13 protein-coding genes and 1 pseudogene are annotated in these 13664 nt (G+C 69.7%); 12 read left to right on the top strand and 2 right to left on the bottom strand.

The features are described from left to right. Window positions 1–182 precede the first annotated feature (182 nt). The 11 genes from C6N31_RS44185 (at window position 183) to C6N31_RS25730 (ending at window position 10300) form a co-directional block, all read left to right on the top strand. Window positions 183–497 (top strand): hypothetical protein, encoded by a 315-nt coding sequence (locus tag C6N31_RS44185; RefSeq protein WP_307811542.1) that lies wholly within the window; start codon window positions 183–185, stop codon window positions 495–497. A 200-nt stretch (window positions 498–697) separates the two neighbouring features. Further along, window positions 698–2485: a type IV secretory system conjugative DNA transfer family protein gene (locus C6N31_RS25770; RefSeq protein WP_198358306.1), complete on the top strand. Its 1788-nt coding sequence runs from the start codon at window positions 698–700 to the stop codon at window positions 2483–2485. Between the two features lie 62 nt (window positions 2486–2547). Next, a complete protein-coding gene (locus C6N31_RS25765) occupies window positions 2548–2871 on the top strand; it encodes a hypothetical protein (protein ID WP_198358305.1) in 324 nt (107 codons plus the stop codon). 482 nt (window positions 2872–3353) lie between these two features. Beyond that, the gene (locus tag C6N31_RS25760; protein WP_198358304.1) at window positions 3354–3971 is read left to right on the top strand and encodes a hypothetical protein; all 618 of its coding nucleotides are present in this window, start codon (window positions 3354–3356) and stop codon (window positions 3969–3971) included. After that, entirely contained in the window at window positions 3968–4717 is a 750-nt protein-coding gene (locus C6N31_RS25755; protein ID WP_198358303.1) for an SPDY domain-containing protein, read from the top strand. Before C6N31_RS25760 ends, C6N31_RS25755 begins: the two co-directional genes overlap by 4 nt. Beyond that, a complete protein-coding gene (locus tag C6N31_RS45240) occupies window positions 4714–4845 on the top strand; it encodes a hypothetical protein (protein WP_269770821.1) in 132 nt (43 codons plus the stop codon). Before C6N31_RS25755 ends, C6N31_RS45240 begins: the two co-directional genes overlap by 4 nt. Before the next feature lie 102 nt (window positions 4846–4947). Continuing rightward, the gene (locus tag C6N31_RS25750; RefSeq protein WP_198358302.1) at window positions 4948–5418 is read left to right on the top strand and encodes a hypothetical protein; all 471 of its coding nucleotides are present in this window, start codon (window positions 4948–4950) and stop codon (window positions 5416–5418) included. A gap of 258 nt (window positions 5419–5676) precedes the next feature. Next, window positions 5677–6540 carry an adenine nucleotide alpha hydrolase family protein gene (locus tag C6N31_RS25745; protein ID WP_198358301.1) on the top strand — a complete coding sequence of 288 codons (864 nt, stop codon included), beginning with the start codon at window positions 5677–5679 and terminating at the stop codon, window positions 6538–6540. Then, window positions 6537–7733 (top strand): DNA cytosine methyltransferase, encoded by a 1197-nt coding sequence (locus C6N31_RS25740; protein WP_198358300.1) that lies wholly within the window; start codon window positions 6537–6539, stop codon window positions 7731–7733. Before C6N31_RS25745 ends, C6N31_RS25740 begins: the two co-directional genes overlap by 4 nt. After that, window positions 7733–8860, top strand: a complete 1128-nt coding sequence (locus C6N31_RS25735) for a DnaB-like helicase N-terminal domain-containing protein (protein WP_198358299.1) — start codon at window positions 7733–7735, stop codon at window positions 8858–8860. The genes C6N31_RS25740 and C6N31_RS25735 overlap by 1 nt, the downstream gene beginning before the upstream one ends. 63 nt (window positions 8861–8923) lie before the next feature. Next, window positions 8924–10300 carry an SPDY domain-containing protein gene (locus C6N31_RS25730; protein ID WP_198358298.1) on the top strand — a complete coding sequence of 459 codons (1377 nt, stop codon included), beginning with the start codon at window positions 8924–8926 and terminating at the stop codon, window positions 10298–10300. A gap of 306 nt (window positions 10301–10606) precedes the next feature. Here C6N31_RS25730 and C6N31_RS25725 read toward each other — a convergent pair. Further along, window positions 10607–10699: pseudogene (locus C6N31_RS25725) on the bottom strand (IS5/IS1182 family transposase); the annotation flags it as partial. 227 nt (window positions 10700–10926) lie between these two features. On the opposite strand from C6N31_RS25725, the gene C6N31_RS25720 reads away from it, so the two are divergent. Further along, window positions 10927–12636 (top strand): serine/threonine-protein kinase, encoded by a 1710-nt coding sequence (locus tag C6N31_RS25720; protein WP_198358297.1) that lies wholly within the window; start codon window positions 10927–10929, stop codon window positions 12634–12636. A gap of 469 nt (window positions 12637–13105) precedes the next feature. Here the strand turns inward: C6N31_RS25720 and C6N31_RS44180 are convergent, their stop codons facing one another. Continuing rightward, window positions 13106–13333: a hypothetical protein gene (locus C6N31_RS44180; RefSeq protein ID WP_232485659.1), complete on the bottom strand. Its 228-nt coding sequence runs from the start codon at window positions 13331–13333 to the stop codon at window positions 13106–13108. Window positions 13334–13664: the final 331 nt, after the last annotated feature.

The raw sequence follows: 13664 nt of genomic DNA, 5'->3' as shown, positions 1-13664 counted from the left end.
GTGACGCCTGGGACGCCTACTCCGACGAGCACACCGACCTCGACGGTTGGCCCCATGACGACCACGCCTACGGGACCCGTCAGCGCCAGCGCGATGCCGACACCGTCGAGGCGTTCGAGACCGTCCGCGCCGGCGCCCGGAGCCTGCTGGCCACAGCTGAGATGCAACTTGCCCGCCTTCCCGTGAACACGGTGCAGAACCGTTGGGCGTACCAGCTGGGCCACCTGCGCTCGGCCATCGACAAGCTCGACGCGCTGCACGAGCAGTGGGTGCACGCCCGTGACAGCCTCCCCGCCGACGCCCCGCCTGGCACCCCGACGTTCGATGATGCCCTCGCCGAGTACCACGCCGAATCGTGGGGCTACCTCGACGACTGGGCCACCCACGGGAGTGCTCTGCGTGAGATCAACACGGCCGCCCGGCACTCCCGCTCACCCCTGGCCCCGCCACCGGCCAAGACACCCACGCCTGTTCGCGCCACCCCGGTGCGGAGGTAACCGTGGCCCGGGCCTGAGACCGTCCAGGTCGCGCTCATCGCGCCGCCCTACCTGGCCGGCGGCGTGGCGCCGCTTGGACCGTCCCCCCGCCGCGCCTGCGACGGGAACTACGGCCAGCCCGCATCCCCCCGCGACGGCAACCTGCCCAGAACGGCCGTAGCCGCTGATCCCTCCGTCCCCGCCCGGAAGTACGTACCTCTTTGCCCCCTTCCTCGAACAACTCCACCGACGGGTACGACATCGCTTTCCGGCTGCTGCTGGGAGTCTTCGCCGTCGTCGTGCCCCTTTCGAACCTCGCCTGGCTAGCCGGCAACATCACCGCCAACCTCACCGGCACCCCCTGGGCGCCGTACCAGCCGACCACCGCCCTGCTCCACCCCGAACAGCTCTGGCCGCATGCCGCAGAAACGTCACTGCTGATTGGCACTCGCATCGTGCCGGGTCTCCTCGTCCTAGCCCTCGCAACAGTCGCCGGCGTCCTGTGGGCCCGGCACAACAACCGCAACGGCGGCCGGAAGAAGATCACCGGTATGGCCAAGGCCCGGGACATCGAGCCCCTCATGGCCAAGGCGATCACCGAAAAGGCCCGCTCGCTGCGGCCGAGTCTGAAGGACACCAAACGCATCGACGCCCAGGACACCGGGATCCTGCTCGGCAACCTCCAAGGCACCCGGCACGAGGTGCGGATGGGGTTCGAGGACGTCGCTGTCGCGATCATGGCCCCCCGGTCCGGCAAGACCACCTCGCTCGCCATCCCCTCCATCCTCAACGCACCCGGCCCGGTCCTTCTGACCTCGAACAAGGCCGCCGGCGACGCCTTCACCGCCGCCTACGACGCCCGCACCCAGGTCGGTCAGGTGTGGACCATGGACCCGCAGCAGATCGCTCACGCTGCCCGCGACATGTGGTGGAACCCCCTGGCCAGCGCGACGACCCTCGACGGCGCCGGCCGGCTGGCCGGCCACTTCCTCGCCGCGAGCGTCGACGCCAGCGCCCAGGGCGACTTCTGGTCCAAAGCCGGCAGCAACATCCTGAGCCAACTGCTCCTCGCGGCAGCCCTCGACGAGCGGCCGATCACCGACATCATGCAGTGGCTCGCGTTCCCCGCCGACCGCACCCCGCTCGACATCCTGCGCGACCACGACTTCACCGCCGTCGCAGCCCAGCTCAAGGGCACCGTCGAAGGACCACCCGAGACACGCGACGGCATCTACGAAACCGCCCGCCAGTACGCCGCAGCCCTGCTCAACACCGAGATCGCAGCATGGGTGACACCGCAGAAGGACGTCGCCGAGTTCCGGCCCGCCGACTTCGTCACCTCCACCGACACCCTGTTCCTGCTCAGCAAGGACGGCGGCGGCGGCGCCTCGGCGCTGATCGCGGCGTGCGCGGACTCGGTGATGCGGGCCGCCACCACCCAGGCTGAGCGCGCCGGAGGACGTCTCGACCCTCCGATGCTGGCGATCCTCGACGAGGCCGCCAACGTCTGCAAGATCAGCGACCTGCCGGACCTGTACTCCCACCTCGGCAGCCGCGGGATCATCCCCATCACGATCCTGCAGAGCTACCGCCAGGGCCAGAAAGTCTGGGGCGACGCCGGCATGGACGCCATGTGGTCCGCCTCCACCGTGAAAGTCATCGGGGCCGGCATCGACGACCCGGACTTCGCCGACAAACTGTCCCGGCTGATCGGCGACCACGACGTGGAAACCACATCCACCTCGCACTCCGAATCCGGGAAATCGACCTCCGTGTCAATGCGGCAGGAACGGATCCTGCCCGCCGACGCGATCCGCGCCCTGCCCAAGGGCAGCGCCCTGTGCTTCGCCACCGGCATGCGCGTGGCCATGCTCGACCTGCGCCCCTGGTACCGGGAACCCGGCGCCGCCGAACTGTCCGCCGCCTCCGCCCGCGCCTCGAAGGCCATCACCGACCGCGCCATCGCCAAGCACGCACCGAAGCAGTCCGACTTCGGACCTGCCGCGTAGCTCTCTGTCCGCCCCGCTCGTCAACCGGGCCTCTTCGCTCAGCCCCTTCTTTGGAGTTCGGATTGCAGTTCATCGACCTGGCGGAGCAGACCCGCCTCCTCGGACAGGTGGCGGCCACCTTGGAATCGCTGCAAGCGGACGTGGAACAGGTCCACGCCGGAGAGATCTCCAAGCCCGTCCGCGAACTGGCTCCCATCGCCGTGCGCGCTCAGGAACTGGCGACGAGCTGCACGCAGCAACTGGCCACTCTCTCCACCAGCCAGTACGCGGCCTTGCACAACGGACACGAGAACCTGGCCGAAGTCGCGGAGGTGTCCGCCCAGGTGTCGCTCGCCGCCGCCATGTGCACCGTCGCCATCCACGCCCGCACCGAAGTACTGCTGTAAGCGGACGCCGATGAGACGCCCCAGGCGAGCCGGCGCGTCCTGACCGACGCCACCGAACGGATGGACGCCGCGGCCACGGCGTACCGCGGGCTGGCGCGACGGCTTTCTCGTCGCCTGGCCTCCACCGCAGCCCAGCGACAGGACCAACGACTCATCGACCGTGCCCTCACCGGTCCCGGTATCACCGCCACCACCGCCCCCGGCCTGCCGGTCCCCGTGCCGGCACCAGGGCGCACCCGCTGACCTCGACGTATCGGAGCCCCACCATCACCCTGCGCCCCATTGATCTGCCGCTGCAGATCGGCCAGCTGCGGCAGCTCGGTGTCGACTTCGCCGCCCTGCACACCACGCTCACCGCACTGGATGCCCGACCGGGCAGCGAACTACTGCAGCAACTCGGCCCGAAGATCCTCGCCATCCACGAGCTGACCGGCCGCACCCTGGTCCACCTGTCCGTTCTCGACGGCAGTCAGTACACGGCCGTGCCCGGCAGCCGCTCCTCCCTGGAAACACTCGGCGAAGTCGTCGCCTCCGCCTGCTTCGCCGCCTGGCAACTGGCGAGGGCTGTGGCGGACAACCCTCTCGAAGCCTCCACCTTCGCCGGCGGTCCGCCGGCCGATGACGCGGTCATGCGCCAGGCCCGGCACGCGGAAGCCGCGCCCCTCCTAGCCCAGAGCCTGACCACCGCCGCCCACCACCTCAACCTGTGCGCGACCTGCTGCCACTACACCGCCTCCGGGATCACCCGCGATCTCGAACGCACCGCAAGCACCAGCGCCGGCCGGCCAGTACCGCACCGGCTCAGCGACGCCCAGTACCAGGCGCTGCGCTCGCTCGCGCAGGGCGGGGCGACGATGCAGACGCGAGGTCGTGGCTCCACCATGGTCTGCACACCCGACCTCACCGTGATCACCATCGCCACCTTCCAGTCCCTGGACAAGCGCGGCCTGCTGCACCTCGACACCTCCGTACCCCTGTACCAGGGGCGGAGCATCACCGTCACCCCCGAGGGGCACCACGCACTGGCCCATCACGCAACGAGCAAGGGTGCGGCCATCACGCCGTCCGCCGCGGCAGCGACGAAGGGGCCGCGTCGATGACCGAGTTCAGCCCCGATGAGCGGGTCATGGTCTCTCCGCGGCACCTCGCCGGCGGCGGGATAAGCAAGTTCAACGATGGGATCGGTCCGCTGGTCCACCTGTTCAACTGGCGCTACGAACACAACCCGAGCACCGGGCGGATCGATATCGACAGCCCCTGCGGCAGCGTCTTCCTCGACTTCGAGCCCAACCAGCGGGACGGCATCTGGTGGGAACTGCGCCACCACGAGCCGAACTGGACAGCCCGGTTCAGCCGGCAAACACCGGCGGAGGCCCTGGCCGCGGTCACACAAGTTCTGCCCCAGCTTCTGGGCGACACCCGGCACGCCGATCGCATCCCGCTCACCACGAACACGCTCGCCCAGACTGCGGAGCTCAACGGGTGGGCGATCGTGCGGGCGGGGCCGATCACCCTGTTCACCTCCCCCGACGAGCACTGTCACCTGCGCCACGAGCCGGACACCGAGGTGCCCTGGCGGTTCGAGCACTCGCTCTACGAGGGCTTCGACACCGAGTGGAACGCCACCTTCACCCGCGATACCCCCGAGCGCCTGGTCGCCCAGTTCTTCACCCACCTCGCCAGCGATGAACCCGTCGAACGGGTCCTCAAAGAGGTGCCGTTCCTGGTCCAGAACAGCGACAGCGCGCTGATCACACCCGTGAGCGGTGCCGCGGTCAGCCCCCACGCGCACCACGCCGTCGCCCAGGCTGCCCGGGCGCACGCCGACCGACACCCGAGACGATGACCCCTACTCACACGGTCCTCGAACGCCTGCTGGCCCTGGGTGCCGACTGCACCCGCCACCACGACGCGCTGAACGACCTCGCTCTCCTGCGCGACCCGGAACTCACCGCACGCAGCGCGGCCCGCTGACCACCCCACCTGGGAGCCACCACGCCCTCCAACCCACCCACGACACATGACCTTGCCCGGGCCCTCGCCGATCAGATCCATCCCGACGCCGCACCCCGTGACGTGATCGTCAGTTTCCACGTCCGGCCGCAGGCGGCAGCCGAGTTCGGCCACCGCTCCCGGGGTGGGCCCGTCACCGCCTTCGCAGCGTCCCTGCACGCCCACCTGTTCGGTCTCCCCGCCGACACCGACCCACTGCCCGCCGCACTCGACGCACTCCTGCAGCACACCCGTACTGCGACCAGCCCACAACAGCAGGCCGCGATCCTGCGACAGGTCGCCGAACAGCTCCGCAACGCCGCCGAAATCCTTCGGGACTACCAGTACACGGCCCAGTGGGAGCACCTCCCCCACGAGGTGGCCGAACAGCTCCGTCAAGCCCGAGCCCAGGCCCAGCAGGTCGCCCAGGCCCTCGACCAGGTCGCTCCCGCCTTCAGTGGCCGGCCCACGGGCGCCGTGCCCGGTCCGCAACCGCGCGCGAGCGCCGTTGTCCCCGTCACCATCTCAACTCCCCCGGCCGGCCATCGCCGCTGACCGCAGCAACGACGCCGCCACCGGTGGCCTCGTGCTGGGCTCGTCGGGCACCGCTGCGGTGCCTCCGGTGAACGCCATCGTCGTCCCCGGTCCGGCTCTCCATCAAGGGCTGGCTCTCACGAGGCGAGCGCCACCGTCACCGCCTTCGCCCGCCCCGCACTGCCGTGCCGTCACCCCTCCTCACCATCAGGACTCTCTATTTCCCCGAACCCGCAGTTCCGTGCTATTTCCCTCGGCGCGGGAATCCAGTCCAGCGCTATGCTCGCCCTCTCCGCCGAGGGCGTTCTCCCGAAGGTCGACTACGCAATCTTCGCCGATACCGGATGGGAGCCCCGTGCTGTATACACTCATCTTGACCGACTCGTTAAAGAGGTCGCTGAACCTGCCGGAATACCCGTGCTGCGAGTCAGCTCCGGAAATATTCGCAACGACGCACTCGACGCTGATCACCGATTCGCGTCCATGCCGCTCTACATCCTGAACAAGGACGGAAAGCAAGGCATGACCCGGCGCCAATGCACCGGCGAATATAAGATAAGGCCGATAAAGAAAAAGGTCCGAGAACTCCTCGGATACCCGTACCCGCAGCGCGTTCCCAAGGGTGTCTTCGTCGAGCAGTGGGTCGGGATTTCGACGGATGAGTTCCACCGTGCCAAGGATGCCGACGTCCGCTACATGCGCAACGTTCACCCCCTCATCGACATGGGCTGGTCACGCGGCGACTGCGTCCGGTACTTGACATCGATCGGCCTCGCCGACACTCCAAAATCGTCGTGTCTCGGCTGCCCCTTCCACGGCAATGCGCAGTGGCGCAACATTCGCGACACGAGCCCCGACGAGTGGCAGGACGTCGTGGAATTCGACGCCGCTATCCGCAAGGGCAACGCCCGTGCGAACGCCACGGGCAACGCCTTGCTCGGCCAGGCGTTCCTCCACCGCTCGCGCGTGCCGCTTGGCCAGGCGCCCATCGACCACGTCACCGCGGCCGAACGCGCCACCTTGCAGCCCGAACTGGGTGACGCGGAGGAGTTGGAGAACGGCGTCGTGGACGGCTGCTCCCCTTGGGCGTGCCGGGGAGATGCGGACGGGCCGACGCAGGACGATTACGGGCTGGCCACTTGATTTTGGACCTTTTTGCAGGTCCGGGGGGTTGGAGCTGGGCGCTGACGGTGTTGGGTGTGCGGGACGTCGGCCTGGAATGGGACGAGTGGGCCTGCAAAACGCGGGTGGCCGCCGGGCAGTGGACGGTGCGGGCCGACGTGGCCGGGTATCCGACGTGGCCGTGGGTCGGCCGGACCCGTGGGTTGTTGGCGTCGCCTCCGTGTCAGGCGTGGAGTATGGCCGGCAAACGCCTCGGCCTGCTGGACCAGCCCCTCGTGCACGAGGCCGTGGAGCATCTTGCCGCCGGCCGCGATATCCGCGAACGGTTGCTGTCCGCCTGCCGGGACCAACGCTCCCTGCTGGCCGCCGAGCCCATGCGCTACCTCCACGCCCTGAACACCGTAGGCGAGCCGGAGTGGATCGCCATGGAAGAGGTCCCGGACGTTCTGCCCCTGTGGAAGCAGTACGCCGCCGTGCTCCGGAGCTGGGGGTTCTCCGTGTGGTGCGGAATCCTGAATGCGGCCGACTACGGGGTGCCCCAGACCAGGAAGCGAGCGATCCTGCTCGCCTCCCGGATCCGCACCGCCCAGCCGCCTGCGCCCACGCACGCCCGTGTCGCCGAGCAGGAGAGTCTGTTTGGTCCGGGCCGGACCGGCTGGGTCAGCATGGCCCAGGCCCTGGGGTGGGGTGCCACCGATCGGCCCGTTCCCACCGTCTGCGCCGGCGGCGGACCCGGTGGCGGCCCCGAACCCTTCCCCTCCGGCTCCCGAAAGACCCTCGCCAACGCCCGTGACCGCGGCACCTGGACACCCCGACCCCCGGATATCGCCCTTCAGCCCCGCCGGGACGCCGCGGCACGCTGGGCGTGGTCCCTGCGGAGCAACAACCAGGCCAACGCCACCATCCGATCCATCGAGGAGCCCGCCGGGACGCTGTTCTTCGGGCACCGCGCGAACGAATGCACCTGGATCGCCGAAGCCCCCACCATCCACCAGCAGAACAGCGCCTCCCAGGCCGTCCCCGACCCGATCCGGATCACCGCCCGCGAGGCCGGGCTGTTGCAGACCTTCCCCGCCGACTACCCCTGGGCGGGCAACAAGGGCCAGCAGTTCTCACAGATCGGCAACGCCGTCCCCCCACTGCTCGCCGCCCACCTCCTCGCCCCGCACCTGAACATTCCGCTCAACCCCGACGACTTCACCCTGGCCGCCTAATGGCCCACACCCCCGAACCCGACCAGGACGGCCTCGACGCCGTCGCTCCGCCACACCCGGTCTTCCACGTCGAGCAAGCCCTCCTCGGCGCCTTCCTGCTCGAACCACAACGCCTCGGCGAGGCGACCGGGATCGCCCCCGACGCCTTCTCCACCGCCGCACACGCCGCCCTGTTCGCCGCGATCAGCTCCCTGCCGGCCCCCGACCAGGCAGAGCACGCCGCACACCCGCAGTGGCTCGACGCCGTCCTTGCCGTCGCTCGTGAGCAGGCGCCCGGGCTGACCGCCACCTACCTGCACAGCCTGATCCAGGTCTGCCCGTGGCCCCCGCACACACCCGCGTACGCGCGAATGATCGAGGCGGAGCACTGCAGGCGCCGTCTAGCCACTGCCGCCCAGCGCCTCATGCACAGCGCCCACGACACCTCTCTCCCCCTGCGCGTGACCGCCACCTTCGACGAGGCCGACGCCCTGGGCTGCGTGGTGGACGACATCGCCACCCGCTTCCCACCGCACGCCGGCTCCCTGCCCCGCACCCCCACGCCCCCGCAGGCCACCACCCACGACCAGGACGCGCTCGACGAAGAACGGCTGCTGCTCGCCACCGCGACCGCCCACCCCAACAGCATCAAGCAGATGCGCTGGCTGACGCCCGGCGACTTCACGCACCCCCTGCACGCCGGGCTGTGGCCGTGCCTGACCACCCTGATCCGCCGCAACACCCCGGTCGACCCCGTAACCGTCCTGTGGGAAGCACAACACCGCGGCCTTCTCAGCACCGGAGCCGAACCCCAAGAGCTGCTGGACCTCCTCGCCGGGCCGGTCGGAACCCCGGAGCACTGGGGCGAGCGCATCCTGCACCGCTCCGTGCTGGCCGCCGCCCACCACCTCGGCCGGCGCATCGAGGCACTCACCCACGACCCGGCCAACACGCCGTACCAGCTCGTCGTCGGCAGCCGCCGCGCACTCGCCGACCTGACCGCCGTGCGAACCCGTTGGCAGCACGCCACCACCGAACCCGCACCCACGACCCGACCGGCACGCACCAGGACCGCAAAAGGCACGGCCGCACCCCGGGCCGGCCCACCGCAGACCACCACCCCTCCCGCCGCCCGCATCTCCCGCTAAGCCACCCGCCCGGGCCGCCAGGCCCTCTCGCGGCCCGGCGACCGGCAGAAGAGAGCCGCCTTCATGTCGACCCTCTCCCTGGACGCGCACGTCCTCGTCGACACCCACCCCACCCACGCCAGCGCCGTGACCGCCGTCCTGACCGGCTCACAGGCCCACATCCCCCACGTGGGCCTGGAGGCCGCCAACTGGCACGTCGTCGCCCCCAACACCCTGGTCCTGGCCCGCATCGACCACGAGGAGCCCTACTGGGCCGAGCAGGCAACCCAGCAAATGGCCGCTGACGGGGTCTCCGTCGAGATCACGCCCGGCCTCCGCAAGGCCATGGACGAGGACTGGACCTGGGCCGACTACCCGATGCCCTGGTGCACCCGCGCGGAAATCCGCGAGGTCTCCGACGAAGCCCAGACGATCTACGACAACATCCGCCACGGCCGGCTCCTCATCCACGCCCACGCGAACGACGGCCACACCACCGTCGCCGTGGGCACGTACCTCGACACCGGGAAGAGCGTCTACCTCCACGGCGAGAACCACCTGCGTCAGATCGCCGACACGTTCGACTCACTCGCCCAGGCCGTGGCAGCCTTCGAGAAAGCCCACGGCGGCACCCTGCGGCCTGGCCCGGCCCCCCTGACCGACACCGAACGCGACGCCCTCCAGGCCCGCACCTCGGTCAGCACAACCGGCGTCGAGCCCACGCTCCCGCGAGCAGAACCGGAGACCGTCCCCGCATACGCCGCCGATGCCGGCGACCACGATGCCCTCCTGAAGACATTCCTTGACGCCAACCGGGACTGGCAAAAATGGAGGACCTGGTCCGATGACACGACCCACGCCATCCACGAAGACCAGACCCTGCGCATCGAGCGCATCCACGACGCCCCGGCCCACGAGACCGCCTGGACCGTGGCGGCGTACGAGACGCCGGTCTCCGACCGCATGTGGGTGCTCACCGCAACCGGGTCCACCCCCGCACCTGTTCTGCAGGAGCTGCTGGATCGCCTCGCCGACGGCTACGACTGGGATACAACCGTCGGGACTCCGGTGGACGAAAAGACGGTAACCGCCGCCACCCAGCCCCTCACCGAGGCCGACTGGAAGCACACCCTCGACGGACGCTGGATCCGCTGGGCGTCACCGGCCGCGGACGCGGGGGTCCAGTTTGATGCCTTCGCCGCCCAGCATCCGACCCAGAACCTCGCCACCTGGACCCTCTGGGCCGGCCCGAACCCTGACCGCCCCGACTGGACCCTCACCGCATCCCCGCGCACCCCCAGTGGCCTGCTGGCCGACCTCGCCGAAACCCTCGCCCATGAAACCGGAACCCGCCCGGCGCAGACCACGGTCCGCCAACACACAACGAGGCGCAGTCCCACACCGCGGACCATCCCCCTGATCCCACCGGCCGCCGCGGGACGAGCCATCCGGACACCATGAAGATCGAGTACCAATCGGGAAGACTAACGGTGGGACGCATGCCTGGCGCGGCCCCCGAACAGCTTCAACGCCTCGTCATCCCGGCAGGCGCCGACCCCGCTGCAGGGGCCGATGCTGAGGTTCTACCGGGAGCGGTGTACTTGACGCTTGGCCGCGTTGCAGATGTGGGTGTGGCCGCGGCGTGTCTGGCGGGGCCGCCTGCGGGGAGCGGGTCATGCTGGCAGGCAGCTGCCCGTGGCTTCGATGACCAGCGTGGTGCGGTGTGCCTACACCCCTTGCTCCCGCATCACGTTGGCCGATCAACCCGTCGGCCCACCTTCGTCCACGGACCGGGTCGGCCGGCATCAGCGGCTCGATCCGGTCCCACATCGCATCGGTGATCACTAGCCGGACAGGCATATCCGATCAACTGATCAACCCACCAAAGAGACACGCTCTAGGAGCGCCCAGAAGCGCGCCGATCGTCGAGGCGCCTGTATCGCCTCCTGACGGCGGTGAATTGGCTGCGGCAGCAGCACCGTGGAAGAGCCCGGGACAAGGGGGCGTCTAAGGACTTCGATACGATCGCTGCGGCTTCGGGTACGGGCAGGCACGGTTGGGACTGGCGTCGACAAGGATGGTTCGGCATGAGCGGTACACCATCGGTAGGCCCCTTCCAGCCGCTGAAGGGCGAGGACCCGGCCGTGGTGGGGGGATACCGCTTGGTAGCGGTACTGGGAGCGGGCGGCATGGGCAAGGTGTACCTGACGTACACGCCCGGCGGGCGGCCCCTCGCGCTGAAGGTCATCCGACCGGAGTTCAGCGAGGATCCCGAGTTCCGGCGCCGCTTCCAGCAGGAAGTGCTCTCCGCCCAAAGAGTCCAGGGCCTCTACACGGCGCCGGTCATCGATGCTGACGCCGACGCCCCGCAGCCCTGGCTCGCCACCGCCTACGTCCCCGGCCCGTCGCTCGCGCACGCCGTGGCGCAGCACGGTGCCCTGCCGCTGCGCACCGTGCTCCTTTTGACGGTTGGCGTTGCCGAGGCGCTGCATGCCATCCACGCGGCGGGCATCGTGCACCGCGACTTGAAGCCTGCCAATGTGCTGCTGTCCGCGGACGGGCCGCGTGTCATCGACTTCGGCATCGCCCGCGCCGCCGACAGCACTGCCCTGACCGGCACCGGAGTCACCGTGGGCACCCCGGCCTTCATGGCGCCCGAGCAGGCGTCGGCCGGCATCGTCACCCACGCCACCGACCTCTTCGCGCTCGGGCAGATCGTGGCCTTCGCGGCGATCGGGGCGTCCGCGTACGGTGACGGTCCCTCGCATGCGGTGCTGTACCGGATCGTGCACGAGGAGCCCGACCTCAGCCAACTGCCCGCCGCGCTGCGGTTGCTGGTGTCCCGGTGCCTGAGCCGTGATCCGACCGGCCGGCCGACCCCGGCCGAGGTCATCGAGCGGTGCCAGGCGCTCTCGTCCGACCCGCTGCGGCAGGGTGAGGACTGGCTGCCGCAGTCGCTGGCCGGCTCCCTGACCGAGCGCCGGCAGATGCCCGAGCCCGCCCGCACCCCGCCGCCCGCACCTGCCACGCCCACGCAATTCTCCCCGCACACCCCGCGGCCGGGCTTCGGTCCCGCCTACTCACCCACGCAGGCCGCGCCGAACCGGCCGAGCCCATCACTGCAGGCCGGACCCTATGGCCCGTCCACCGCTCCTGTTGACGGCGGCCGGCAGCCGTGGGTGCAGCCGCCTGCCGCGCACCGTCCGCCGCCGCAACGCAAGCGGCGCAACCTGGTCGTCGCCGCGGCAGCGGCTGCCGCGGTCGTGGGCCTAGCCGTCGTCTTCTCCCAACTGCCAGGCTCCAGCAACCGGGACGAAGCCAAGGACACCCACTCCAGCAGCACCCTCAGCAGTGCCACCAGCAGCCAGCAGCCCGACCCGAAGCCGGTCACCTACAACGGCATCAACATGACGGAGAACTACCTCGTCATGTTGGCCGACAGCCCGCCACGTCCTATCGAAGGGGAGGCGTTCGGCAGAAAGGGCGACCTGTACTTCCAACCCAGAAGCACCAACGTGGTGGAAAAGGACGAGGTCGGCTCGGGCAACGGCAAGCTGGTCCTGCTCAACAACGCGCAGAAGGGCTCCCTGGACCTCTGCCGCTCGGAGACCCGATACGCCGACACGATCAGCCTCGACCAGCTCAGCGACGGCTCGCAGCTGTGCGTGCTCAGCAACGCCGGACACATCGCCGTAGCCACCTACCGCGGTAGATCGTCCAAAACCGAACCGAGCCAATACATCACCCTCGACCTCACCATCTGGCGCAACGCCCAAGAACCCCACACCACGCAGTAATCGTCAGCTGAGGAACGATCACCGGGCAAGGACAATGGCTGGCCGTCTGCTCCCCTCGGTGGAACGCCTTGTACGCCCGAGGAGCCTAGGAGGCAACATGCCTTGCGTGGCACTGACACGGCCAACCGTCACCCCTCCGCTCGATGCCGAGCAGGTCGCGGTCTATAGGACGTCGGCGGGGGCGCGTGTACGAGTTCACCCAGGTCCAGCGGAGTACGGGCCACGATCGCCGATCGTCCTCGCAGAGCTTCACCCACCTCAGACGTACGGGCCTTGGGCTCACCCGCCACGACACGTACCGACCGTCCGTGATCCTTCCCTCACCCCTAAAGCAACGGCATTGGCCTTCGCCGGCCCCCAGACCCCCGCTGGCGCGGTACCGACCGGCGCGGGCAGGTAGTGATCGGTACCGCTGGGTGCGCGCCGGACGGCACCGCGGTCTGGTGGTCTGTGCGGGCGTGATCGGGCGTCAGAGCGGGGTGCAGCCGACGCTGATGTGCCAGTACGGGCCGCCGGGGGATCCGAGGTGGCGGCCGATGGTCACCAGGTCGGTGTCGGGCAGTCCGGGCGCCACGATCAGCGAGAGGCTTCCGCCGCCGTACCGGGGGTGCCGGTAGGAACGCTGTCGCCAGCCGCAAATGGCGAGGGTCTGGTGGAAGAGCCCCGGCCAGCGGCGCCGTGCCCCTTGGCGGGTCATGCCGCAGGCGGCACCGATCTGCGGGTAGCCGGCGCCCGCGTGCGCCGCGTTGGCGGCTGCTTCGCACTGGAGTCGCTGGTGGCCTGCTGGAGGTGATCCAGCACATGCAGCAGGGCCAGTGCCTGCGCCGGCTGGCCCGGTGCAGAAGACACCGGGGCTTGGAGGAGCTGACGAAGGCACCTGGTTCCGCGCGTCCAGCGAGCTCGCAACGGAATCATGGGGTTGCCTTGCTGCGTTGCGGGAGCAACAGGCCCTCGCTGGCGAACGAGGACTGGCGACGGCTACCCGTCCCGGCGGATGGATCGACGCCCCACGCGCGAACGGACCGCTT

The sequence above is a fragment of the Streptomyces fildesensis genome, assembly GCF_016107395.1.
Lineage (GTDB): Bacteria > Actinomycetota > Actinomycetes > Streptomycetales > Streptomycetaceae > Actinacidiphila > Actinacidiphila fildesensis.
The sequence above is the reverse complement of the archived record's forward strand: the minus strand, read 5'-3'. Positions and strand labels throughout refer to the sequence as shown.